Annotated in this window: 22 protein-coding genes; 12 read left to right on the forward strand and 10 right to left on the reverse strand. The window is 73.5% G+C overall.

All coding sequences use genetic code 11. From position 1 onward, the window contains the following. Positions 1-15: 15 nt before the first annotated feature. Both ACZ6O5_RS11805 and ACZ6O5_RS11810 read left to right on the forward strand, forming a co-directional pair. Positions 16-762 carry an SCO6745 family protein gene (locus ACZ6O5_RS11805; RefSeq protein WP_465976447.1) on the forward strand — a complete coding sequence of 249 codons (747 nt, stop codon included), beginning with the start codon at positions 16-18 and terminating at the stop codon, positions 760-762. A 42-nt stretch (positions 763-804) separates the two neighbouring features. Next, positions 805-1,767 carry a GNAT family N-acetyltransferase gene (locus ACZ6O5_RS11810; RefSeq protein WP_465976449.1) on the forward strand — a complete coding sequence of 321 codons (963 nt, stop codon included), beginning with the start codon at positions 805-807 and terminating at the stop codon, positions 1,765-1,767. Between the two features lie 74 nt (positions 1,768-1,841). Here the strand turns inward: ACZ6O5_RS11810 and ACZ6O5_RS11815 are convergent, their stop codons facing one another. Continuing rightward, positions 1,842-2,297 (reverse strand): gamma-glutamylcyclotransferase, encoded by a 456-nt coding sequence (locus ACZ6O5_RS11815; RefSeq protein ID WP_281942908.1) that lies wholly within the window; start codon positions 2,295-2,297, stop codon positions 1,842-1,844. A gap of 106 nt (positions 2,298-2,403) precedes the next feature. Here ACZ6O5_RS11815 and ACZ6O5_RS11820 point away from each other — a divergent pair, with 106 nt between their 5' ends. Next, positions 2,404-3,807 carry an NAD(P)H-quinone dehydrogenase gene (locus ACZ6O5_RS11820; protein WP_465976451.1) on the forward strand — a complete coding sequence of 468 codons (1,404 nt, stop codon included), beginning with the start codon at positions 2,404-2,406 and terminating at the stop codon, positions 3,805-3,807. Between the two features lie 26 nt (positions 3,808-3,833). Here ACZ6O5_RS11820 and ACZ6O5_RS11825 read toward each other — a convergent pair whose 3' ends face one another. Beyond that, a complete protein-coding gene (locus ACZ6O5_RS11825; protein WP_465976453.1) occupies positions 3,834-4,655 on the reverse strand; it encodes a DedA family protein in 822 nt (273 codons plus the stop codon). A 247-nt stretch (positions 4,656-4,902) separates the two neighbouring features. On the opposite strand from ACZ6O5_RS11825, the gene ACZ6O5_RS11830 reads away from it, so the two are divergent. Both ACZ6O5_RS11830 and thrS read left to right on the forward strand, forming a co-directional pair. Beyond that, on the forward strand, positions 4,903-5,181 hold the full coding sequence (locus tag ACZ6O5_RS11830) for an excalibur calcium-binding domain-containing protein (RefSeq protein ID WP_465976455.1): 279 nt from the start codon (positions 4,903-4,905) through the stop codon (positions 5,179-5,181). A 204-nt stretch (positions 5,182-5,385) separates the two neighbouring features. Then, a complete protein-coding gene (gene thrS, locus ACZ6O5_RS11835; RefSeq protein ID WP_281943790.1) occupies positions 5,386-6,618 on the forward strand; it encodes a threonine--tRNA ligase in 1,233 nt (410 codons plus the stop codon). 74 nt (positions 6,619-6,692) lie between these two features. On the opposite strand, the gene ACZ6O5_RS11840 is transcribed toward thrS, so the two are convergent. From ACZ6O5_RS11840 to ACZ6O5_RS11855, 4 genes are read right to left on the reverse strand one after another with little or no spacing between them, the layout of a single operon-like run. Next, complete coding sequence (locus tag ACZ6O5_RS11840; protein WP_465976709.1) at positions 6,693-8,744, reverse strand: ABC transporter ATP-binding protein; 2,052 nt, start codon at positions 8,742-8,744, stop codon at positions 6,693-6,695. A 53-nt stretch (positions 8,745-8,797) separates the two neighbouring features. Beyond that, positions 8,798-10,531 carry an ABC transporter ATP-binding protein gene (locus ACZ6O5_RS11845; protein ID WP_465976457.1) on the reverse strand — a complete coding sequence of 578 codons (1,734 nt, stop codon included), beginning with the start codon at positions 10,529-10,531 and terminating at the stop codon, positions 8,798-8,800. Further along, positions 10,525-11,058: a MarR family winged helix-turn-helix transcriptional regulator gene (locus ACZ6O5_RS11850; protein WP_465976711.1), complete on the reverse strand. Its 534-nt coding sequence runs from the start codon at positions 11,056-11,058 to the stop codon at positions 10,525-10,527. Before ACZ6O5_RS11850 ends, ACZ6O5_RS11845 begins: the two co-directional genes overlap by 7 nt. A 47-nt stretch (positions 11,059-11,105) precedes the next feature. After that, positions 11,106-11,657 carry a MarR family winged helix-turn-helix transcriptional regulator gene (locus ACZ6O5_RS11855; protein WP_465976459.1) on the reverse strand — a complete coding sequence of 184 codons (552 nt, stop codon included), beginning with the start codon at positions 11,655-11,657 and terminating at the stop codon, positions 11,106-11,108. Between the two features lie 56 nt (positions 11,658-11,713). Between ACZ6O5_RS11855 and ACZ6O5_RS11860 the strand changes: the two genes are divergently transcribed. Next, positions 11,714-13,336, forward strand: coding sequence for an MFS transporter (locus ACZ6O5_RS11860; protein WP_465976461.1), 1,623 nt, complete (start codon positions 11,714-11,716; stop codon positions 13,334-13,336). Between the two features lie 21 nt (positions 13,337-13,357). Here the strand turns inward: ACZ6O5_RS11860 and ACZ6O5_RS11865 are convergent, their stop codons facing one another. Then, positions 13,358-13,801 (reverse strand): DoxX family protein, encoded by a 444-nt coding sequence (locus ACZ6O5_RS11865; RefSeq protein ID WP_465976463.1) that lies wholly within the window; start codon positions 13,799-13,801, stop codon positions 13,358-13,360. An 87-nt stretch (positions 13,802-13,888) separates the two neighbouring features. Here ACZ6O5_RS11865 and ACZ6O5_RS11870 point away from each other — a divergent pair, with 87 nt between their 5' ends. Further along, entirely contained in the window at positions 13,889-14,437 is a 549-nt protein-coding gene (locus ACZ6O5_RS11870) for a TetR/AcrR family transcriptional regulator (protein WP_465976465.1), read from the forward strand. Between the two features lie 4 nt (positions 14,438-14,441). Here ACZ6O5_RS11870 and ACZ6O5_RS11875 read toward each other — a convergent pair whose 3' ends face one another. Continuing rightward, positions 14,442-15,881 carry a GuaB1 family IMP dehydrogenase-related protein gene (locus ACZ6O5_RS11875; RefSeq protein WP_431933166.1) on the reverse strand — a complete coding sequence of 480 codons (1,440 nt, stop codon included), beginning with the start codon at positions 15,879-15,881 and terminating at the stop codon, positions 14,442-14,444. Between the two features lie 117 nt (positions 15,882-15,998). Beyond that, a complete protein-coding gene (locus tag ACZ6O5_RS11880) occupies positions 15,999-17,753 on the reverse strand; it encodes an acetyl/propionyl/methylcrotonyl-CoA carboxylase subunit alpha (RefSeq protein ID WP_465976467.1) in 1,755 nt (584 codons plus the stop codon). Between the two features lie 133 nt (positions 17,754-17,886). Here ACZ6O5_RS11880 and ACZ6O5_RS11885 point away from each other — a divergent pair, with 133 nt between their 5' ends. The 5 genes from ACZ6O5_RS11885 to ACZ6O5_RS11905 all read left to right on the forward strand — a co-directional run bounded on the left by ACZ6O5_RS11885 (position 17,887) and on the right by ACZ6O5_RS11905 (position 21,927). Next, positions 17,887-18,480, forward strand: a complete 594-nt coding sequence (locus ACZ6O5_RS11885) for a PadR family transcriptional regulator (RefSeq protein ID WP_465976713.1) — start codon at positions 17,887-17,889, stop codon at positions 18,478-18,480. A 94-nt stretch (positions 18,481-18,574) separates the two neighbouring features. Further along, the gene (locus tag ACZ6O5_RS11890; RefSeq protein ID WP_396773009.1) at positions 18,575-19,534 is read left to right on the forward strand and encodes an ATP-binding cassette domain-containing protein; all 960 of its coding nucleotides are present in this window, start codon (positions 18,575-18,577) and stop codon (positions 19,532-19,534) included. Between the two features lie 18 nt (positions 19,535-19,552). Beyond that, positions 19,553-20,308 (forward strand): ABC transporter permease, encoded by a 756-nt coding sequence (locus tag ACZ6O5_RS11895; protein ID WP_107157220.1) that lies wholly within the window; start codon positions 19,553-19,555, stop codon positions 20,306-20,308. A 117-nt stretch (positions 20,309-20,425) separates the two neighbouring features. Then, complete coding sequence (locus tag ACZ6O5_RS11900; RefSeq protein ID WP_465976469.1) at positions 20,426-21,388, forward strand: MFS transporter; 963 nt, start codon at positions 20,426-20,428, stop codon at positions 21,386-21,388. After that, positions 21,388-21,927 carry an MFS transporter gene (locus tag ACZ6O5_RS11905; RefSeq protein WP_465976471.1) on the forward strand — a complete coding sequence of 180 codons (540 nt, stop codon included), beginning with the start codon at positions 21,388-21,390 and terminating at the stop codon, positions 21,925-21,927. Before ACZ6O5_RS11900 ends, ACZ6O5_RS11905 begins: the two co-directional genes overlap by 1 nt. Here the strand turns inward: ACZ6O5_RS11905 and ACZ6O5_RS11910 are convergent. Beyond that, positions 21,905-22,558, reverse strand: coding sequence for an O-methyltransferase (locus ACZ6O5_RS11910; RefSeq protein ID WP_465976473.1), 654 nt, complete (start codon positions 22,556-22,558; stop codon positions 21,905-21,907). The two genes, ACZ6O5_RS11905 and ACZ6O5_RS11910, sit on opposite strands and share 23 nt — an antisense overlap. Positions 22,559-22,561 lie beyond the last annotated feature (3 nt).

Below are 22,561 nucleotides of genomic sequence, written 5' to 3' on the forward strand. Positions count from 1 at the left end.
GACGGCGGGCCGGCCATGACTCCCGAGCAGGTCGTCGCCGCCAGCAAGCCACTGGTGCTGGAACTCGGGGAAGCGTTCTCCCGCTGCCCGTCCACGCTGCGCCGGGCCCGGCTGCTCGGCATCTCCGGGTGGGCCTTCTACATCACCGGGCGGGCCGGCGCGCTCGGCGACGTCCGGGCCGAGACGGTGGCCGCGACGCTCGGGTTCATCGCCCCGGAGGCGGTCGCGGACGGGTGGGACGCCTCGGCGCGGACGGTGCCGCCGCTGGAGGTGGCCGCCGCCAACCTGGCCGAGTGCTGCCGGTGGGGCGCGGCCCGGCTGGGCGACGCACCCGGGGTGTCCCGGCTCGCCGGGTTGCTCGGCCGGGCCGTCGACGCGGCGGACGGCAGCGCCATGCCGCTCTTCGCCGCCTGGCGGGCCATGCCGATGCCGGTGCCCGACCCGTCCGCCGGGGCCCGCGCGGCCGTCGGCCTGCTGCTGCTGCGCGAGCACTTCGCCGGGGCGTACCTGCTGGCGGTGCGGGCCGCCGGGCTGAGCCCGCTGGAGGCGGTGCTGGCCGGCCCGGAAGGGGAGGCGGGCGCCGCCGCGTGCGGATGGGCGCCGCCGTACCCGCCGATCGGGCCGCTGGTACGCCGCCGGATCTGGGCCGAGGCGGTCACCGACCGCCTGGTGTCCCCGGCGTTCCACGTCCTCGGTCCGGCCGCCGGCACGGAGCTGGTCGAGCTGCTCACCGCCGCGCGGCGGCACGCCCGGCGCGGATAATTGGGAGGCGGAACGGCCGGGCCGGCTGTCAGGATCGGCCGCGTGACGCTCCCCGCCGGCTGGACGGCCCGCCGCCCCACCCTCGACGACGTCCCCGCGATCCTGGCAGTGGTGCACGCCGCCGACACGTTCGCGGTGGGCCACCCGGACTTCGACGCCGACGACGTGCGGGAGGCGCTGACCGCGCCCTTCGTCGACCCGGCCCGGGACTCCTGGCTGGTCACCGACCCCGACGGGACGGCGGTGGCCTGGTCGATCCTGAGCAACCCGACCGGTGTGGGCCGGGAGTGGGTGGACGTGCTCGTCGACCCGGCCCGGGGCGTCGAGCTGCGTGCCCCGCTGCTGGCCCGGCTGCTCGACCGGGTCGCCGAGCGCGCCGCCGAGCGTGGCGTGCCCGCGCTGACCGCCCGCGCCGGCGTGTACGCGCCGGAGACCCGCTGGGCGGGTGAGCTGGTCGAGGCCGGGTTCCACCGGGTCAAGCGGTACGTCCGGATGAGCCGCCCGCTGGCCGACCTGCCGGCCGAGCCGGCCCCGCCGGCCGGGGTGACGGTCCGGCCGCTGCGTCCCGACGACGAGGCCGACCTGCGGCTGTTCCACCGGATCCACGACACCGCGTTCCGGGACACGGCCGATCACGAGCCGCTCGACTTCGCGCGTTGGCGGGAGCTGATCCCGGCGTACGGCAAGGTCTGGGACGAGTGGTTCCTGGCCGAGGTCGACGGCGAGCCGGCCGGTGCGTTGCAGTCCTCCGACCAGGCGGTGGAGCACGGCTCGGGCTGGGTCCGGACGCTGTCCGTGCTGCCCGCCCACCGGCGGCGTGGGGTGGGCGCGGCGCTGCTGCGCCGGGCGTTCGCGGTCTACGCCGCCAAGGGGCGCGTCCGGGCCGGGCTGGGCGTGGACCTGGCCAACCCGACCGCGCCGGTCACGCTCTACCGCTCGGTCGGGCTGGTGGAGGAGCGCTGGACCGACATGTACGAGCGGAGTGTGCCCGCCCCGGGGGTGTGACCCGGGCCCCCCGTGCGGGGGTCGCCGAGCGGCCGGGCGGCCGTCCGGAGCACACTGTCGGGGTGGGAGACGCGCTACGCGGACGCCGTGCCGGTGGGGCGGGACCGCAGCTCGGTGACGTAGTCGTCCGGCGCGCCCGCCTTCTCCGCCGCGTTCGCGATCTCCGACAGGTACCACGACGTCGGCAGGCCGCCCTCGTAGCCGTCGAAGACGTAGACCCACGCGGTCACGTCGCCGTCCAGCGTCGAGATGCGGACGGTCAGCTTGCGGTACGTCCCGGCGGTCACGCCCTCGATCTCGTCGAGCTGGGCGGCGTCGTACGGGTGGATGTCGTAGAGCGCCACGAAGACCCGGTCACCCGGGGACTCGACCACGGTGCTGACCGAGCCCTCCCAGCCGATGACGTCCTCGCCCGCGAAGGTGAGTCGCCACCCCTCCAGCCAGCCGGTGCCCACCATCGGCGAATGCGGACAGTAGGCGCGCATGCGAGCGGGGTCCAGGTTTGAGCCGTAAGCGGCGTAGAGACGCACGGCGACGACGATAGCCCGGTCGGCGGGTGGGGGAGAATACGACGGTGCGTGTCGGGCACGACGGGGAGAAGAAAGTCACTGTGAGCACGGACGAGAGGATGGCTCAGTGAGCCAGATCGTGATCATCGGCGGTGGACCGGCCGGGTACGAGGCGGCGCTGGTCGCCGCCCAGCTGGACGCCGATGTCACCGTGGTCGAGGCGGAGGGCGCCGGCGGCGCCTGCGTGCTCTCCGACTGCGTGCCCTCCAAGACCTTCATCGCCAGCTCGGAAGTGGTCACCGGCTACCGGGACACCGAGGAGTTCGGGGTGCACTCCGACGGCCTGGAGGCGGTCACGGTCGACGCCCCGGCGGTGCACGAGCGGGTCAAGCGGCTCGCCCTCGCCCAGTCCGCCGACATCCACGCCAAGCTGGTCAAGGCCGGGGTGGAGTTCGTCGCCGGGACCGCACGGCTCGGCGAGGACAAGCTCGGCCACACCCACCAGGTCGTCGTCACCCCCGCCGACGGCGCGGCCCCGTACCCGGTCGACGCCGCCACCGTGCTGGTCGCCACCGGCGCGACCCCGCGCCAGCTCCCCACCGCGCTCCCCGACGGGGAGCGCATCCTGACCTGGCGTCAGGTGTACGACCTGCCCGAACTGCCCGAGCACCTGATCGTGGTGGGCTCCGGCGTCACCGGCGCCGAGTTCGCCAGCGCCTACCTGGCGATGGGCGTCCGGGTCACGCTGGTCTCCAGCCGGGACCGGGTGATGCCGCACGAGGACGCCGACGCCGCGATGGCGATCGAGCGGGTGTTCCGCAACCGGGGCATGAGCATCCTCAACAACTCCCGGGCCGAGGCGGTCCGCCGGGTCGGCGACGGCGTGGAGGTGATGCTCTCCGACGGCCGGCAGGTCACCGGCTCGCACGCGCTGATCGCGGTCGGCTCGATCCCGAACACCGCCGACCTGGGCCTGGCCGAGTACGGCGTCGAGCTGGCCCGGGGCGGCTACGTCACGGTCGACCGGGTCTCCCGCACCAACGTGCCGGGCGTCTACGCGGCCGGCGACTGCACCGGCGTGCTGCCGCTGGCGAGCGTCGCGGCCATGCAGGGCCGGATCGCGATGTGGCACGCGCTGGGCGAGGCGGTGCGACCGCTGCGCCTGCGTACCGTCGCGGCGAACGTCTTCACCGATCCGGAACTGGCCACCGTCGGCGTGTCGCAGGACGAGGTGGACGCCGGCCGGACCCCGGCCCGCCAGGTGATGCTGCCGCTGTCCGGGAACGCCCGGGCGAAGATGGACGACCTGGCCGACGGCTTCGTCAAGCTGTTCTGCCGGCCGGCCAGCGGCCAGGTGATCGGCGGTGTGGTGGTGGCGCCGAAGGCCAGCGAGCTGATCCTGCCGATCACCATGGCGGTGGAGAACAACCTCACCGTCAACGAGCTGGCCCAGACCATCACGATTTACCCGAGCCTGTCCGGCTCGATCACCGAGGCCGCCCGCCAGCTCATGCTGCACGAGCTGGAGTAGGCCCTCCGGCGCGACCGGGCGCCGGGTCAGTCGGCCCGGGCCGGCGGGTCCGGCTCCTCGCCGGCCCGGTCGGGCCGTGCCCCGTCGACCGCGGCCAACATCTGCTTCCGGAGCTGCCGGCGCCGGGCCACCCGCTCGGGGTCGTTCCAGGTGGGATCGAGCCGCCGGGCCTGCGTCCCGACGTCGCGCCAGTTCGTCCCGTCATTCATGCTCGGTTCTCCTCCGCTGTGGTCACGTGCTCGTGGTGTCGCTCCGGCCGGCTGGGGCTGCCGGGTGCTGAGCCAGGTCATCACCCAGCCGGCCGCCGCGAACCCGAGCGCGGCCAGGCCGCCGATCAGCAGCAGCCGCCAGCCCGACTGGGTGAGCGCCCGGCCGCCCAGGTGACCGACGAGCGTGCCGTAGCCGGCCCAGCCGACGGCCGCCACCGCCTCGTAGCCCAGGAAGAGGCGGTACGGGTAGCGGCTGCGGCCGGCCGAGAAACAGGCCGCCATCCGGCCGCCGGGCACGAACCGGCAGAGCAGGATCACCAGCGGTCCGGGCTCGCGCAGCCGGCGGGTGGCCCGGGTGACGGCCCGGCGGGCCCGCCCCGGCGTCGCGTCCCGGGTCGCCCGTCGGGCCGGCGTGGTGCGGCCGAGCAGGTAGCAGGCCAGGTCGCCGACGAAGACGCCGGCCGCGCCGACCGCGATGGTGAGCGGCAGGCTGAGCCCGCCGTACACGGTCAGCGCGCCGGTGGTGATCATGACGATCTGGGTCGGCACCACCGGGACGAAGGCGTCGGCGACCAGCAGCGTCAACAGCAGCGCGTACGCCCACATGGGCGACGCGACGCCGGCGATGAGGTCAGCCATGACCGCCGCCGGGGATCGGGCGGGGCGGCGGATCCGAGCGCACCGGCGTACCGTTGACGGGACGCGGCACCGGTGCCGTCGGGTCCCCCGTTCCCGATGCCCGAGCCGCCGCGGGTCGCCGGCAGGTCCCGTGCCGGCGACCCGCACCCGGCCTCCGCTGTCGGGCCTGCGACAGCACGCCTCCCTGCGCGCCCTCCCTCGATACGATCTTGGGCCTCAGCAGCAGCAATCGCGCACAGGAGGCTCCATGGTTTCCACCCTGCTCCGGGGTGTGTTCGCCCTGACCCTGGCGATCGGCGGCGGCACGGCCGTCGCGGTCGCCCCGGCGGAGGCGGCGGCCAAGACATACAAGAACTGCACCGAGCTGAACAAGACCTACAAGCACGGCGTCGGCAAGAAGGGCGCGAAGGACAAGGTGCGCGGCACCACCAAGCCGGTCACCACCTTCACCGTGTCCAACACCGTCTACGCGAAGAACACGAAGCTCGACCGGGACAAGGACGGCGTGGCCTGCGAGAAGCGCTGACCGGGCACGGGCGGCGTCGACCGGAAAAGCGGTCGCGCCGTCCGGTCGGCCGGCCGTACGGTCACCGCATGCGCAGCGCGGTGAGGACCACGACGCCGGGAGTTCCCGGCGCGCCGCACTGACGTTTCCGTCGACGAGGCCCCGGGGCGATCCGCTCCGGGGCCTCGCGGCGTTCCGGACCAGCTCGCCTCCGGGTCGTACCCGATCAAGGAGAGCGACATGATCGACCACCGTAGGCTCGGCCGGGACCTGGAGCTGTTCGTCTCCGACCCGCTGGCGGGCGCCGGCCTGCCGATCTGGCTGCCGGCCGGCGCCGCCGCCCGGCACGCCGTCGAGGAGTACGTGCGGGAGCTGGAACGCCGGGCCGGCTACCGGCACGTCTACTCGCCGCCGCTGGGCCGGCGGGAGCTGTTCGAACGGTCCGGGCACCTGGGCTGGTTCGCCGACGACATGTTCCCGCCGATGCGGCTGAGCGCCGACGACGAGTTCGTGCTGCGCCCGGCGCTCTGCCCGCACCACGCGCTGGTGTTCCGCGCCCGTGGCCGGTCCTACCGGGAGCTGCCGCTGCGCGTCGCCGAGCTGGGCGGAATGTACCGCGCGGAGCGCTCCGGCGTGCTCGGCGGGCTGTCCCGGGTGCGCGCCATCTCGCTCAACGACGCGCACAACTTCTGCGCGCTGGAGCAGGTCGGCGACGAGATCCGGGAGATCCTGCGGCTGATCGGCGAGGCGCACGCCGCGCTCGGCGTCCGGCCGGCCGGGTTCCGCCTGTCGCTGCGCGGGCCGGGGCAACGGTACGTCGGCGACGACGCCGGTTGGGCGCGGGCCGAGGAACTGCTCCGCGCCGCGCTCGACGGGGTGGACGCCGTCGAGGCCCCCGGCGAGGCCGCGTTCTACGGCCCGAAGATCGACATCCAGATCGTGGACGCGGCCGGCCGGGAGTCGACCATCTCCACCGTGCAGCTCGACTTCGACAAGCCGGAGCGGTTCGACCTGTCGTACACCGACTCGGACGGGCGGCGGAAGCGGCCGGTGATGGTGCACCGGAGCCTCGTCGGCAGCATGGAGCGGCTGTTCGCGTACCTGATCGAGGTGCACCAGGGCGCATTCCCGGCCTGGTACGCCCCGGTGCAGTTGCTCCTGCTCCCGGTCGACGACGCGCAGGCCGACGCGGCCGGTCGGCTGGCCCGGGAGGCGGAGGCGGCCGGCCTGCGGGTCGAGGTCGACGCCGGCGGCTCGCTCGGCGCGCGCATCCGGGACGCGTCCCGCCGGCGCGTCCCGTACGTCGGGGTGGTCGGCGCCCGGGAGGCGGCCGACGGCGCGGTGTCGCTGCGCCTGCGCGACGGGCGCGGGTTGGCCCCGATGCCCGCCGCGGACGCGTTGGCCCTCATCGGCGCCGTGGTCGCGAGCCGGTCCGCCGGCCTGCTCCCGCCGGCCTGACCCGGCCGCGCCGCCCGGGTGACGGGCTGTCACCCGGGCGGCGCGCGGTGTCCGGGCTGTCGCCGGGTCCACTGTCAGTTCCCGGCCGGCGCGCCGGCCGGACGCATCCCGGCCGCCGGGCCGGCGGGCGCCGGCGCGGGCACCTCGTCGGAGATGACCGCGCCGGTGAACTGCGCCCGGTAGAGCCGGGCGTACGCGCCGTCGGCGGCCACGAGCTGGTCGTGGGTGCCCTGCTCGACGATCCGGCCCTGCTCCATCATCAGGATCAGGTCGGCGTCGCGGATGGTGGACAGCCGGTGCGCGATGACGAAACTGGTCCGGTCGGAACGCAGTGCCGCCATGGCGCGTTGGAGCAGCACCTCGGTACGGGTGTCCACCGAGCTGGTCGCCTCGTCCAGGATCAGCAGCGACGGCTCGGCCAGGAACGCCCGCGCGATGGTGATGAGCTGCTTCTCGCCGGCGCTGACGTTGCTGCCCTCCTCGTCGATCACGGTGTCGTAGCCGTCCGGCAGGCTGCGCACGAACCGGTCCACGAACGTGGCCCGGGCCGCGGCCAGGATCTCCTCCTCGGTGGCGTCCGGTCGCCCGTAGGCGATGTTGTCCCGGATGGTGCCGCCGAAGAGCCAGGTGTCCTGGAGCACCATGCCGATCCGGCCACGCAGGTCGTCGCGGCGCATGGTGCTGATGTCCACCCCGTCCAGCGTGATCCGCCCGGCGTCCAGCTCGTAGAAGCGCATCACCAGGTTGACCAGGGTGGTCTTGCCGGCGCCGGTGGGACCGACGATGGCGACCGTGTGCCCCGGCTCGGCGACCAGGGAGAGGTCGTCGATCAGCGGCTTCTCCGGGTCGTACCGGAACGAGACGTGCTCGAACTCGACCCGGCCGTGCGGGTCGGCGACCCGGGCCGGCTCGCCCGGGTCGCGGGTCTGCTCGTCGGCGTCCAGCACCGCGAAGACCCGTTCGGCCGAGGCCACCCCGGACTGGAGCAGGTTGGCCATCGACGCGACCTGGGTGAGCGGCTGGGTGAACTGCCGCGAGTACTGGATGAACGCCTGCACGTCGCCGAGGCTCATCGCGCCGGAGGCCACCCGCAGGCCGCCGACCACCGCGATCGCGACGTAGCTGAGGTTCCCGATGAAGAACATCGCCGGCATGATGATCCCGGAGACGAACTGCGCGCCGAAGCTGGCGGCGAACAGCTCGTCGTTCTTGGTCCGGAAGGCGGCCTCGACCTCCTTCTGCCGACCGAACACCTTGACCAGCTCGTGCCCGGTGTACGCCTCCTCGATCTGCGCGTTCAGCTCACCGGTGTGGGTCCACTGGGCGATGAACTTGCGCTGCGACCGCTTGGCGATCTGGCCGGTGACGATCACCGACAGCGGGATCGCGACCAGGGCCACCGACGCCAGCAGCGGCGAGATCCAGAACATCATCCCGAGTACGCCGACGACGGTGAGCAGCGAGGTGAGCAACTGGCTCAGCGTCTGCTGGAGCGTCTGCGAGATGTTGTCGATGTCGTTGGTGACCCGGCTCAGCAGCTCGCCACGCGGCTGCTTGTCGAAGTAGGGCAGCGGCAGCCGGTTGAGCTTGTCCTCCACGTCGGCGCGCAGGCGCAGCACGGTGCGCTGCACCACCCCGTTGAGCACCCAGCCCTGCGCCCACATCAGGAGGCTGGCGACGACGTAGAGCGCGACCGCGAACGCCAGCACCCGGCCCAGCCGGGAAAAGTCGATGCCGGCGCCGGGCACCACGTTCATCCGGGCCAGCATGTCGGCGAAGTTGCCGTTGCCCGAGGCCCGGGCCGCGGCCACCGCCGCCTCGGTGCTGGTGCCGGGCGGCAGTTGCCGGCCGATCACCCCGTTGAAGATGATGTCGGTGGCGTGGCCGAGCACCTTCGGCCCGACCACGCTGAGCCCGACGCTGGCCAGCGCCAGGGCCAGCACCCCGGCGAGCGGGAGCCGGTGCGGCCGGAGCCGCCCCAGCAGCCGGCGCGCGGACGGGCCGAACCGCATCGCCTTCTCGGCCGGCATGCCCATGCTCATGTGCGGCGGCCCGCCGGGCCGCCGCCCCGCCGCCGGCAGCCGCTTCGGCTCGCTCCCCTGCTGCGGCACCGATGACCTACTCATGCCGTGCCGGCCGGGCATGCCCTCACGGCCCTCGCTGCGCTCGGTGCGTTCGCTCATGCCGGCACCCCCGTGGTCTGCTGGGACGCCACGATCTCGGCGTACGTCGGGCAGTTCTCCAGCAGTTCCTCGTGTCGTCCCATGCCGACGACACCCCCGTCCTCGAGCACGATGATCTGGTCGGCGTCGACGATCGTGGAGACCCGCTGGGCCACGATCACCACCGCGGCGTCTGCGGTGACCGGCTTGAGGGCGGCCCGCAGCCGGGCGTCCGTGCCGAGGTCGAGCGCGGAGAAGGAGTCGTCGAAGAGGTAGATCTCCGGTTTGCGTACCAGCGCGCGGGCGATGGCCAGGCGTTGCCGCTGGCCGCCGGAGACGTTCGTGCCGCCCTGCGCGATCGGCGCGTCCAGCCCGCCCGGCATGTCTTCGACGAAGTCGCGCGCCTGGGCGATCTCCAGCGCCGTCCACAGGTCGGCGTCGGTGGCCGCCGGGTTGCCGTAGCGCAGGTTGCTCGCCACCGTGCCGCTGAACAGGTACGGCCGTTGCGGCACCAGCCCGATCCGGCGCCACAGCTCGTCCGGGGCCAGCTCGCGGACGTCCACGCCGTCGACGAGCACCGCGCCGGCGGTGGGGTCGACCAGCCGGGGGATCAGCGTCAGCAGGGTGGTCTTGCCGGCGCCGGTGGACCCGATGATCGCCGTGGTCCGGCCCGGCCGGGCCCGGAACGAGATGTCGTGCAGCACCGGCGCGGTGGCGCCCGGGTACTGGAAGCCGGCGCCGCGCAGTTCCAGCTCACCGCGGCTGGAGACCTCGGTCACCGGGTCCGGCGACGGCACCACCGACGAGTCGGTGTCCAGCACCTCCTGGATGCGTTCGGCGCAGACCGCGGCGCGGGGCACCATCATCAGCATGAAGGTGGCCATCATGACCGCCATCAGGATCTGCATCAGGTATTGCAGGAACGCGGTCAGCGCGCCGACCTGGATCTCACCGGAGTCGACCCGGGCCGCGCCGAACCAGAGCACCGCGACGCTGGAGACGTTGAGCACCAGCATCACGATCGGGAAGATCAGCGCCTGGAGCCGGCCGATGCGCAGCGCGGTCGCGGTCAGTTCGGTGTTGGCCACCGCGAAGCGGTCGGTCTCGTACGGCTCGCGGACGAAGGCCCGGACCACCCGGATGCCGGTGATCTGCTCGCGCAGCACGCGGTTGACGGTGTCGATCCGGGTCTGCATGAGCCGGAAGCCGGGCACCATCCGGCGGATGATCAGGCCCAGCGCGACGGCCAGCACCGGCACGCAGACCAGCATCAGCCAGGAGAGCCCGACGTCCTCGCGCAGCGCCATCACCACGCCGCCGACGCTCATGATCGGCGCGGCCACCAGCATGGTGCAGCTCAGCAGCACCAGCATCTGCACCTGCTGGACGTCGTTGGTGTTGCGGGTGATCAGCGACGGCGCACCGAACCGGGCGACCTCGCGGGCGGAGAAGCGGTTGACGTGGCCGAAGATGGTGCCGCGGACGTCCCGCCCGAAGCCCATCGCGGTGCGGGCGCCGAGGTAGACGGCGGCGATCGAGCAGGCGATCTGGAGCAGGCTGACCACCAGCATCCACCCGCCGGTACGCAGGATCTGGTCGGTGTCGCCGCGCGCCACGCCCCGGTCGATGATGTCGGCGTTCAGGCTGGGCAGGTAGAGCGAGGCCATGGTGCCGACGAACTGGAGCGCCACCACGGCGGCCAGTGGTCGTCGGTACGGGCGTAGGTGCGTCTGGAGCAGGCGGATCAGCACGGATGTCTCCCCGTTGGCGACTCGGTGTCGGACTCGCTGTCGGACTCGCTGTCCCGGTTCAACCGACGGAGGTCCCCGTCGGACATGCCGGTGATGATTTCGGTCAGGAATTCGCGGATGATCGCGCGCTTGGCCGGGTCGGCGTCGACCGCCGTCAGCGGGCGGTCACTGTGGATCATGTCGATGATGGCGCGGGCGTGCTCGTGCCCCTTGTCGGTGAGCGTGAGTCGGACGGTCCGCCGGTCCTCGGGGCCGCGTTGCCGGCTGACGAAGCCGTCCCGCTCCAGCGTGTCGACGATGCCGGTGAGCGTCGCCGGTCGGACGAAGCACAGCTCGGCCATCTCCCGGTGGGTGGCCTCGCCGGAGCGCAGCAGGATCATCAGCACGCGCATGCCGGCGGAGGTGAGGCCGTGGTGCTCGGCCAGGTAGCGCCCCCAGTGCTGCTCGACGACGTGGCCGGCGATGGAGATGAGCCGGCCGAGCGGCGCGTGCTGCAACGCGTCGGGGAAGCGGACGAGCGGTCCCATGTTCACGGCCGTCAGATTAGCGCCCGAATCATCAGGCCCCAAACTAATTACTGAGAATTGCCACAGTCGCGTTCGTCACGGGGCGACCGGGCCGGCCCCGGCTCGTCCGGCGCGGTGGCGACGTAGTCGCGCATCACGTCCGCGACCTCGCGCAGGAACGCGGCGGTGGCCTCGGCCTGCTCCGGGGTGAGCCGGGCGACCGCCCGGTCCACGCCGACAAGCATCGGGCGCAGCGCCTCCAGCACCTCGCCGACCGCGTGTTCGGTCACCTGGAGGCTCAACCGCCGGCGATCGTACGGGTGCGGGGCGCGGGCGACGTGGCCGGCCCGGACCAGCCGGTCGACGAGCGTGGTGGCGGACGCGGATCGGATGCCGAGCCGGTTCCCCAGTTCGACCGGGCCCAGCGGCTCGGGGCTGGAGATCAGGTGGTCGATGGCCGCGGCGTCGGTCGCGCCGATGCCGAGGCGGCGGGCCAGCGCGGCCCGGGTGTCCCCGGCGACCCGCAGCATCTCGCGCAGGGCGCGGGCCGCCTCACTGCTCGGCGGCGGGCCGGTGGGCCCGGCCGGTCCGGTCTCCCCGGTTGACGGCACCCCCTCCATGGGTTAAAGCTAGCATCTCGGGTAGCTAGAAAATCTAGCTAAAGGGGAGGGGTGCCATGCGCACCGAGGGGCGCGGACGCTGGTTCGGACTGCTCGCCATCAGCCTCGGCGTGGCGATGATCATCGTGGACGCCACCATCGTGAACGTCGCGGTGCCGCAGATCATCCGGGACCTGGACATCACCTCCACCGACGCACAGTGGGTCCAGGAGGCGTACACCCTGGTCTTCGCGTCGTTGCTGCTGGTCGCCGGCCGCTTCGCCGACCGGTCCGGGCGGCGGCGGATGTTCGTCGTCGGGGTCGGCGTCTTCGTGGTGGCCAGCGTGCTGGCCGCGTTCGCCGACTCCGGCGAGACGCTGATCGCCGCCCGGGTGCTCCAGGGCATCGGCGGCGCGATGATGCTGCCCACCTCGCTCTCCCTGCTCAACGCCAACTTCACCGGCCGCGAACGGGGCATCGCGTTCGCGGTCTGGGGCTCCACCATCGGCGGCGCGGCGGCGCTCGGGCCGTTGCTCGGCGGCTGGCTCACCACCACGTACTCCTGGCGGTGGGCGTTCGGCATCAACGTCCCGGTCAGCCTCGCCGTGATCGTCGGCACCCTGCTACTGGTCGCGGAGTCCCGCGACGACCGCGCCGAACGCGGCGTCGACCTGCTCGGCGCGCTGCTCTCCGTGGTCGGCATGACCGGCGTGGTGTTCGCGCTCATCGAGGGCCGCACGTACGGCTGGTGGGAGCGGGAGCGCCCGTTCAGCCTGTTCGGCCTGGACTGCACCGCCTCGATCTCGCCGGTGCCGGTGGCCGCGCTCGCCGGGCTGGCCGCGCTCGGCGTCTTCCTGGCCCAGCAGGTCCGCCGCAACCGGGCCGGCCGGCCCGCGCTGCTCGACCTGTCGTTGTTCGGCATCGGGTCCTTCCGCAACGGCATCCTGGCTGCCGCGATCGTGAGCCTGGGCGAGTTCGGCCTGCTCTTCGCGCTGCCGCTGTGGTTCCAGAACGTGCTCGGTTACAGCGCCTTCCGCACCGGTCTGGCGCTGCTGCCGCTCGCCGTCGGCAGCTTCCTGGCCAGCGGCATCGGCGCGCCGCTGACCCAGCGCTGGGGCGCGGCCCGGGTGGTCCAGCTCGGCGTCGCCGCCGAGCTGGTCGGCGTCGCCGGGCTCGGCCTCGTGGTCGCGCCGGACACCCACTGGTGGGCCCCGGTGGCGTTCCTCTTCGTCTACGGCGTCGGCGTCGGCCTGGCCACCGCGCAACTCACCGGCGTCTCGCTGGCCGAGGTGCCGGTCCGGCGCAGCGGGCAGGGCTCCGGGTTGCAGAGCACCGCCCGGCAGGTCGGGTCGGCGCTCGGCATCGCGGTGCTCGGCACCGTGCTCTTCGCCGGCCTGGGCGGGCTGCTCGGCGACCGGCTGGCCGACCAGCCCGGCCTCGACCCGGCCGGCCGGGACCAGGTGGTGACCGCGGTGAAGGAGAGCGCCGGCGCGGCGATCAGCGGCCTGGCGGCGGATCCGCGTACCGCGCCGGTGGCCGAGGAGGCGAAGGCGGCCTTCTCCGACGCCACCCGGTACGCGGCCTTCACGGCGGCCGGATTCCTGCTGGTCGGCCTGCTCGCCTGCCTGCGCCTGCCGAGCGTCCGCGCCGACGCCACCGGGGACGCCCCGTCGACCGGGGCGGAACCGGCCCGGGTCTGAGCCGAACGTGGGCCCGGGCGGTCAGCCGCCCAGCGCGATCGCCAGCGCGGCGGCCACGAACACGGCCTGGAGCGCCGTGCGGGCGGCGAGCGGGGTGACCGGCCGGCCGGCGAGCGTCAGCCGGCGGCGGGCGGCCGAGACGTTGGCCGGGAACATGGCCAGCATTAGCAGCGCCAGGCCGGCCGCCGCCCCGCGCGCGGTGGCCGGCACGAGCAGGGCGAGCGCGCCGACCAGCTCCAGCACGCCGGTGAGCGTGACCAGCAGGCCGGGCCGGGGCAGCGCCGGCGGCACCATGGCGATCAGGTCCGCCCGGCGGGACGCGAAGTGGGCCGCGCCGGTCAGCAGGAACATCAGCGCCAGCCCGACCCGCAGTGCGGGATGCCAGCCGTCGAGCGCGTCCACGCCGAGCAGGCCGGCGATCCGGGCCGTGGCGGTGCCGGCGAGAAGTGCGATCAGGGGTGCCACTGGTGATCCCTCCGTCGAGCCATCTTGTCAGCGACAAGATTGCCGCCGGCGCCAGCATCTTGTCAATGACAAGTTATGGTGGGAGGCATGACGTCCTCCCGCGCCTACCACCACGGGGACCTGCGCCGCGCGCTGCTCGCCGCCGCGGTCGAGGTGATCACCGAATCCGGCCCGGCCGCGTTGAGCCTGCGCGACCTCGCCCGCCGGGCCGGCGTCTCGCACGCGGCGCCCACGCACCACTTCGGTGACAAGGCGGGGCTGCTCACCGCGCTCGCCACCCAGGGCTTCGAACTGCTCGGGGCGGCGCTGCGGGGTGCGGGCGACGACTTCCGGGAGAGCGGCGTCGCGTACGTCGTCTTCGCGGTCCGACACCGCGCGCACTTCGAGGTGATGTTCCGTCCGGATCTCTACCGGGCCGACGACCCGGACCTGCTGGCGGCCCGGCAGCGGACCGGGGAGCTGCTGCGCGGCGGGGTGTCCCGGCACACCGGCCGGGAGCCGGACGTCGACGCGCTGGCCGCCTGGTCGATCGCGCACGGCTTCGCCGAGCTGTGGCTGGCCGGCGCCCTGCCCGACCGGGTCGGCGCCGACCCGGAGCCGGCCGCCCGTACGGTGGTCGGCCGGCTGTTCCGCTGAGCCGTCACCAGCTCGTCGGCAGCGGCATCCCCTCGGTGTAGCCGGCGGTGCTCTGCACCCCGACCAGCGCCCGCTCGTGGAACTCGTCGAGCGTCCGCGCGCCGGCGTAGGTGAACGCGCTGCGTACCCCGGAGACGATCTCGTCGATCAGGTCCTCGACGCCCGGCCGGGTCGGGTCGAGGTACATCCGGGCCGAGGAGATGCCCTCCTCGAAGATCGCCTTCCGGGCCCGGTCGAACATGCTGTCCTCGGCGGTCCGCGCGCTCACCGCCCGGGACGAGGCCATGCCGAAGCTCTCCTTGTAACGCCGGCCGTCCGCATCCGTGTAGAGGTCGCCGGGGGACTCGTAGGTGCCGGCGAACCAGGAGCCGACCATCACGTTCGAGGCGCCGGCGGCCAGCGCCAGCGCCACGTCGCGCGGGTGCCGGACGCCGCCGTCGGCCCAGACGTGCCGCCCCAGCGCACGGGCCGCCGCCGCGCAGTCGAGCACCGCGGAGAACTGTGGTCGGCCCACCCCGGTCATCATCCGGGTGGTGCACATCGCGCCCGGCCCGACGCCCACCTTCACGATGTCGGCGCCGGCCTCGACCAGGTCGCGTACCCCGTCGGCGGTGACCACGTTGCCGGCCGCCACCGGGACGGCCGGGTCGAGCTTGCGGACCGCCCGCAGCGCCTGCATCATCCGCTCCTGGTGGCCGTGCGCGGTGTCCACGACAAGCGTGTCCACCCCGGCCTCCAGCAGCGCGGCGGCCTTGCCGGTGACGTCGCCGTTGATGCCCACCGCCGCCGCGATGCGCAGCCGGCCCCGGTCGTCGACCGCCGGCCGGTACAGCGTCGCCCGCAGCGCGCCCGCGCGGGTCAGCACGCCGACCAGGCGGCCCTCGGCGTCCACCACCGGCGCGAGCCGCCGCCGGCCCGCCGAGAGCCGTTCGAATCCGGTACGCGGGTCCGCGTCCGCCGGCACGGTGTGCAGCTCGGTGGACATCACGTGCCGGAGCTGGGCGAAGCGGTCCACCCCCACGGTGTCCGCCTCGGTCACCACGCCCACCGGTCGGCCGTCGGTGTCGACCACGACCACCGCGCCGTGCGCGCGCTTGGGCAGCAGGTGGATGGCGTCGCCCACGGTGTCGGTCGGGCCGAGCGTGATCGCCGTGTCGTGCACCAGGTGCCGCTGCTTGACCCAGCCGACCACGTTGGCGACGACCTCGATCGGGATGTCCTGCGGGATCACCGCGACCGCACCCCGCCGGGCGACGGTCTCGGCCATCCGTCGGCCGGCCACCGCGGTCATGTTCGACACCACGAGCGGGACGGTGGTGCCGGTGCCGTCGCCGGAGGACAGGTCGACGTCGAGCCGGGAGCCCACCTCCGAACGGTTGGGCGCCATGAAGACGTCGTTGTAGGTCAGATCGTGCGCGGGAACCGCGCCATGGAGGAACCTCACCCGAACATCATTCCCGCTCCCGACGCGTCCCGCCGCCGGTGGTGGCCCAGACCACCCGGACCCGCGCGGTGAGAAGGGCCCCCTTCTCTACCGCAGACGTTAGGAAGGGGCCCTTCCTTAACCCTCGATGGTGCAGATGGGGGCGCCGGCGGTGATCACCGCGCCGACCTCGGCGGCCAGGCCGCTCACCGTGCCGGCCTTGTGGGCGTGCAGCGGCTGCTCCATCTTCATCGCCTCCAGCACCACGACGAGGTCACCCTCGGCGACCGTGTCGCCGTCCGCGACGGCGATCTTGACGATGGTGCCCTGCATCGGAGAGGCGAGCGTGTCCCCGCCGACCGCGGCGCCCGCCTTGCCGCCGCCACCACGGCGGGCCGGCTTGCGGGCGGCGGGCGCGGCGGTCGCCGTACCCGCGCCGAGGCCGGCGGGGAGGACGACCTCCAGCCGCTTGCCGCCCACCTCGACCACGACGGTCTCGCGCTCGGCCGGAGCCTCGGCGGCGCCGGCGACGGCGGTGAACGCCGGTACGGTGTTGTCGAACTCGGTCTCGATCCACCGGGTGTGCACGGTGAACGGCTCGGTGGTGAACGCCTCGTCCCGGACCACCAGGCGGTGGAACGGCAGCGCGGTGGCCATGCCCTCGACCACCATCTCGTCGAGCGCCCGGCGGGCCCGCTCCAGCGCCTCGGTACGCGTCTCGCCGACGATGATCACCTTGGCCAGCAGCGAGTCGAAGTTGCCGCCGATCACGTCGCCGGCCGAGATGCCGGTGTCCACCCGCACGCCGGGACCGCTGGGCAGCCGCAGCGCGGTGACGGTGCCCGGCGCGGGCAGGAAGTTGCGGCCCGGGTCCTCGCCGTTGATGCGGAACTCGATGGCGTGCCCGCGCGGCGTCGGGTCCTCGGTGAGGCGCAGCTTCTCGCCGTCGGCGATGCGGAACTGCTCACGCACCAGGTCGATGCCGGCGGTCTCCTCGGTCACCGGGTGCTCGACCTGGAGCCGGGTGTTGACCTCCAGGAAGGAGATGGTGCCGTCCCCGCCGACCAGGTATTCCACCGTGCCGGCGCCGTGGTAGCCGGCCTCCCGGCAGATCGCCTTGGCGCTGTCGTGGATCTGGGCGCGCTGGGCGTCGGTGAGGAACGGCGCGGGCGCCTCCTCGACCAGCTTCTGGTGCCGGCGCTGGAGGGAGCAGTCCCGGGTGCCGACGACGATCACGTTGCCGTGCTGGTCGGCGAGCACCTGCGCCTCGACGTGGCGGGGCCGGTCCAGGTAGCGCTCGACGAAGCACTCGCCCCGGCCGAACGCGGCGACCGCCTCGCGGGTGGCCGACTCGAACAGGTGCGGGATCTCCTCCAGCGTGCGGGCCACCTTGAGGCCCCGGCCGCCACCGCCGAACGCCGCCTTGATCGCGACCGGCAGGCCGTGCTCGGTGGCGAACGCGGTCACCTCGTCGGCGCCGGCCACCGGGTCCGGCGTGCCGGGCACCAGCGGCGCGCCGGCGCGCTGCGCGATGTGCCGGGCGGTCACCTTGTCACCCAGGTCGCGGATCGCCTGCGGGGTGGGGCCGATCCAGGTCAGCCCGGCGTCGAGGACGGCCTGGGCGAAGTCGGCGTTCTCGGAGAGGAAGCCGTAGCCGGGGTGCACGGCGTCCGCGCCGGCCCGGGCGGCCACGTCGATCAGCTTGTCGATGCGCAGGTAGCTGTCCGCGGCGGTGTCGCCGCCGAGGGCGTACGCCTCGTCGGCGAGCGTGGCGTGCAGGGCGTCCCGGTCGGAGTCCGCGTAGACGGCGACGCTGGCCAGACCGGCGTCACGGCAGGCGCGGATGACGCGGACGGCGATCTCGCCGCGGTTGGCGATGAGAACCTTGCGCACCTTGGGGGCTCCTCCCGGGAGGTCGATGCCGGGAGTGTATCGGCCGAGGTGCCGGCCCTAACGATCGCTCAGTGTGGGATGCCGCACTGTAGTCAAACTTGGTTATTACGCTTGTCCGGTGTCGGCGACGCGGATGATGATTCTGGGCCTGGTCAGGTGGATGCAGCCGGTGCACGGCTACGACGTGCGCCGCGAACTGCTCAGTTGGAGTGCGGACAAATGGGCCAACGTGCAGCCCGGGTCGATCTACCACGCGTTGCGCAAGCTCACCGACGAAGGGCTGCTGCGGACCGTCTCGGTCGAGCAGGTGGGCGCGCGTCCGGCCCGCACCACGTACGAGGTGACGGCGAAGGGTGAGGACGAGTTCGAGACGCTGTTGCGGGCACAGTGGTGGCAGCTCCACGAGTCGCCGGACCCGTTCGCGGTGGCGTTCTCGTTCCTGCCGGCGATGCCGCGTGAGGAGGCGGCGGCGGCGCTGCGCAACCGGGCCAACCTGCTGCGCGCCGGGGTGGAGTCGATGCGGGCCTCGCTGGACTCGGACTGGGTACGGGCCCGCAAGCCGGTGCACGTGGGCTGGATGTTCGAGCTGTGGCTGGCCCGGGCAGAGGCGGAGATGGCCTGGTGCGAGCGGATCGCGGAGCGCATCGAGGCCGGGGTGTCGTACCTGCCGGAGGGGATGGAACGGGCCGAGGGGTGGTCCGGCTGGACGGACGGTGACACGAAATAATCAAAGTTGACCACAAGAGCTATATCGCGTTAGCCTCGACGCGAACCGCTGACCGGTGGCCGGGTGCCCCCGGCCCGGACGACCAGGAGCAGAAATGATCGAGACCAGGGGGCTGCGGAAGTCGTTCCGCTCCCGCGCGGGTCGCGAGACGAAAACCGTGGACGCGGTCCGCGGCGTCAACCTCGACGTCGCCGAGGGGGAGATCTTCGGCTTCCTCGGGCCCAACGGCGCCGGCAAGACCACCACGCTGCGGATGCTCGCCACCCTCATCGAGCCGGACGGCGGCCAGGCCACCATCGCCGGCGCCGACCTGCGCAAGGACCCGTCAGGGGTGCGCCGCCGGATCGGCTACGTGCCCCAGGGCGGCAGCACCTGGGACGAGTCCAGCGCCCGTGAGGAGCTGGTGCTCCAGGCCCGCCTCTACGGCATCACCAAGGCCGACGCGCACCGCCGCGCCGCCCGCGCGCTGGACGCGTTCCAACTCAGCGAGTACGCCGACCGCAAGTGCAAGACCTACTCCGGCGGTCAGCGCCGGCGCGTCGAGATCGCGCTCGGCATCATCCACGAACCGAAGATCGTCTTCCTGGACGAGCCGACCACCGGCCTCGACCCGCAGAGCCGCGCCCACATGTGGGACGAGATCCGCCGGCTGCGTACCGAGGGGATGACCGTCTTCATCACCACGCACTACCTGGACGAGGCCGACGCGCTCTGCGACCGGATCGCGATCATGGATCACGGCGAGATCGTCGCGGAGGGCACCCCGGCCGAGCTGAAGCGGGAGATCTCCGGCGAGGTGGTGATCGTCGGCCTGGACGCCGCCAGCACCCCGCAGGCCGCCGAGCTGCTCGACACCGAGGCGTACGTGACCAAGCTGGAGACCGTCGACGAGGGCGGCCTGCGCCTCTACGTCGACGAGGGCGCCGTCGCCATCCCGCAGGTGCTGCGCCGCCTCGACCACGCCGGGCTGGAGCTGCGCTCGATCGAGCTGCACCGACCCAGCCTCGACGACGTCTTCCTCACCAAGACCGGCCGCTCGCTGCGCGAGTCCTGACCCCCGGAGAAGCCCGTCATGAAACTCGCCCGCGACACCTGGCTGATCTTCCAGCGCCAGGCCCAACTGCTGCTCCGCAACCCGGTCTGGGTCTTCGTCGGCGTCTTCCAGCCGGTCATGTACCTGCTGCTCTTCGCCCCGTTGCTCAAGCCGGCCCTGAACGCGCCCACGCAGGCCGCCGCGTACAAGATCTTCGTGCCCGGCCTGCTGGTCCTGCTGGCCATCTTCGGCGGCCTGTTCCAGGGCTTCGGCCTGATCGCCGAGCTGCGCGCCGGCGTCATCGAACGCTCCCGGGTCACCCCGGTCAGCCGGCTCGCCCTGCTGCTCGGCCGCGCCCTGCGCGACGTGGTCTCGCTGATCGCGCAGGCCGTCATCATCACGCTGCTGGCGGTCCTGTTCGACCTGCGCGTGTTCATCGGCTACCTGCTCCTGGCGTACCTGATGCTCGCCCTCATCGCGCTGATGACCTCGGCCGTCTCCTACGGCGTCGCGCTCAAGGTCAAGAGCGAGGACGCGCTCGCCCCGCTGATGAACACCGTCGCGCAGCCGGTGCTGCTCCTCTCCGGCATCCTGCTGCCGCTCACCTTCGCCCCCGGCTGGTTGCAGGGCGTCGCCAAGTGGAACCCGTTCTCCTGGGCGGTCGACGGCACCCGCGCCCTGTTCGCCGGCGACCTGGGCAACGACAAGGTCTGGCAGGGGCTCAGCATCATCGCCGTGCTCGCGGTGGCCGGCGTCGTCTGGGCCGCCCGCCAGTTCGCCCGCAGCGTCCGGTGAAAGGCCGGGCCCCCTCTTAACGCATTCGGTAGAGGCGGGGCCCCTTCTTAACACCCCAGCGAGAGCTGCCTCTCACTGCTGGCGGGGTGCCGGTCACGCGCGCGTAGCGTCGGGCCGGTGCCCCGCCTCACCCGTGACCGCACCACCTGGCTGGCCTACGCCCAGCTCGGCCTCTGGGGCTTCTTCCTCTACGGGTTCGGCCCCGTCGTACCGCTGCTCCGCGACGAGCAGAACACCAGCGCCGCGGTGGCCGGCCTGCACAGCACCGGCATCGCGATCGGCGCGCTGGCCGGCGGCGCGCTCTTCGCCCCGGTCGCCCGCCGCTACGGCCGCGGCCCGGCCGTCTGGCTCGGCCTCGCCGGCGTGGCCGCCGGCGTCACCGCGCTCGGCGTGCTCCGCCCGCTGCCCGCCACCATCGCCGCCGTCGCGGTCGTCGCCACCTTCGGCATGATGGTGATCAGCGGCGTCAACGTGGTGCTCACCGCCCGGCACGGCCCGGCCGCCCCCGCCGCGCTCACCGAGGCCAACGCCGTCTGCGCCGGCATGGGCATCCTGGCCCCGCTGACCATCGGGGCCACCGTCGACGCCGGCCTCGGCTGGCGACCTGTGACCGCCGTCGAGGTCGGGCTGATCACGTTGGTCGCGCTCACCGCCCTGACCTTTTGGGTACGCCTGCCGCAGCGCGCCCCCGCTACCGCGGCTGCCGCCGTCCCCGTCGGGGCGCCGGCCGCCGTCCCCGTCGGGGCGCCGGCCGTCGTCCCCGTCGGGGCGCCGGCCGTCGTCCCCGTCGGGGCGCCGGCCGTTGTTCCCGCCGCGGGGCCGGCCGTCGTTCCTGCCGCGGCACCGGCCGTTGTTCCCGCCGCGGGGCCGGCCGTCGTTCCTGCTACGGGGCCAGCCGTTGTTCCCGCTGCGGGGCCGGCTGTTGTTCCTGCCGCAGGGCCAGCCGTCGATCCCGCTGGAGGCCGGCCGAGTTCGGATCCGGTCGCGGCCCCGCTCGACCAGCATCCCTCCGGGCTGCCGACGCCGACCGGCCGGCGTCGGGACGGTTGCCGCGCGCGTACTGGATCGCCTGGGTGTTGATGGCGGTCACCGGCTCGATCGAGGTCTGCCTGTCGCTCTGGACCGCCGACGTGCTGCGTACCCACGCCGGGCTGAGCGCCGGCGGCGCGTCGGCGGCCGTCGCGGCGATCGTCTGCGGCATGTTCGCCGGGCGGGCCGCCGGGGGACGGGCGGCGCTGCGCTGGCCACCGGTGCCGCTGCTGCTCGGCGCGTTCACCGTGTCGCTCGCCGGGTTCGCGCTGTTCTGGGCCAGCCCGATCGGCTGGCTGGCGGTCACCGGTCTGGTCGTGCTCGGCTTGGGCAACGCCCTGCACTACCCGCTGGCGATCTCCATCGCGCTGGCGGTGGCCGGACCGGCCACCGACCGGGCGGCGGGCTGGTCGTCGTACTCGATGGCGGTGGGTTTCGGGATCGCGCCGGTCGCGCTCGGCTGGGTGGCCGACGGCGTCGGACCGCATCCGGCCTTCCTGATGCTGCCGTGCTTCATCGCGGCGGCCGTGCTGCTGACCGTCCGCCTCGGCCGCGCCCTGCCCCCGCTCAGCGCACCCGGGCGAGGGTGACCCCGTCCGCGATCGGCAGCATGACCACCTCGACGCGGGCGTCCGCGGCGACCTCGTCGTTGAAGGCGGCGACCGCCCGATCATCCGCGTCACGCGGAGCAAGCACCCGGCCGGCGCGGAGCGTGCGGTCGACCGTGATCACCCCGCCGGGACACATCCGGGGCACCAGTTCGTCCCAGTGGACCGGGTGGTCCACCGCGTCCGCGCCGAGGAACGCGACGTCGAGGTACCGCTCCCGGGGCAGCTCACGTAGCCGGTCCGCGACCGGCCCGGTACGCAGGTCGATCCGCTCCTCGACGCCGGCCCGCGCCCAGTGGCGGCGGACCACCCCGGTGTCCCCCTCGAACGTGTCGAAGCAGGCCAGCCGGCCGCCATCGGCCAACCCACGGGCGATCGCCAGCGCGGGCAACCAGGTGCAGGTGCCCACCGCCACGGCCTGCCGCACGCCGACCAGCCGGGTCAGGAACGTCAGGAACGCCACGTGCTCCGGCGCGACCCGCATACCCGCCTCGGCCGGCAGGGCCGCCCGGGTCTCGTCGGCCAGATCCCGGGCGATCTCGTCGGGCGCGGACCCGTGGGCCACCAGGTAGGCGTGCAGCTCCGTGGTCAGCGGCAACGGCTTCGTGCTCATGTC

The sequence above is a fragment of the Micromonospora sp. NPDC049201 genome (genome assembly GCF_055586805.1).

Excerpts from the sequence above, each read along its gene's own strand:
- ACZ6O5_RS11895 (WP_107157220.1), top strand. The coding sequence starts at position 19,553 with ATGAAACTCGCCCGCGACACCTGGCTGATCTTCCAGCGCCAGGCCCAA.
- ACZ6O5_RS11910 (WP_465976473.1), bottom strand. The coding sequence starts at position 22,558 with ATGAGCACGAAGCCGTTGCCGCTGACCACGGAGCTGCACGCCTACCTG.
- ACZ6O5_RS11805 (WP_465976447.1), top strand. The coding sequence starts at position 16 with ATGACTCCCGAGCAGGTCGTCGCCGCCAGCAAGCCACTGGTGCTGGAA.
- ACZ6O5_RS11860 (WP_465976461.1), top strand. The coding sequence starts at position 11,714 with ATGCGCACCGAGGGGCGCGGACGCTGGTTCGGACTGCTCGCCATCAGC.
- ACZ6O5_RS11830 (WP_465976455.1), top strand. The coding sequence starts at position 4,903 with ATGGTTTCCACCCTGCTCCGGGGTGTGTTCGCCCTGACCCTGGCGATC.
- ACZ6O5_RS11890 (WP_396773009.1), top strand. The coding sequence starts at position 18,575 with ATGATCGAGACCAGGGGGCTGCGGAAGTCGTTCCGCTCCCGCGCGGGT.
- ACZ6O5_RS11885 (WP_465976713.1), top strand. The coding sequence starts at position 17,887 with ATGATGATTCTGGGCCTGGTCAGGTGGATGCAGCCGGTGCACGGCTAC.
- ACZ6O5_RS11850 (WP_465976711.1), bottom strand. The coding sequence starts at position 11,058 with ATGGGACCGCTCGTCCGCTTCCCCGACGCGTTGCAGCACGCGCCGCTC.
- ACZ6O5_RS11825 (WP_465976453.1), bottom strand. The coding sequence starts at position 4,655 with ATGGCTGACCTCATCGCCGGCGTCGCGTCGCCCATGTGGGCGTACGCG.
- ACZ6O5_RS11855 (WP_465976459.1), bottom strand. The coding sequence starts at position 11,657 with ATGGAGGGGGTGCCGTCAACCGGGGAGACCGGACCGGCCGGGCCCACC.
- ACZ6O5_RS11840 (WP_465976709.1), bottom strand. The coding sequence starts at position 8,744 with ATGAGTAGGTCATCGGTGCCGCAGCAGGGGAGCGAGCCGAAGCGGCTG.
- ACZ6O5_RS11870 (WP_465976465.1), top strand. The coding sequence starts at position 13,889 with ATGACGTCCTCCCGCGCCTACCACCACGGGGACCTGCGCCGCGCGCTG.
- ACZ6O5_RS11905 (WP_465976471.1), top strand. The coding sequence starts at position 21,388 with ATGGCGGTCACCGGCTCGATCGAGGTCTGCCTGTCGCTCTGGACCGCC.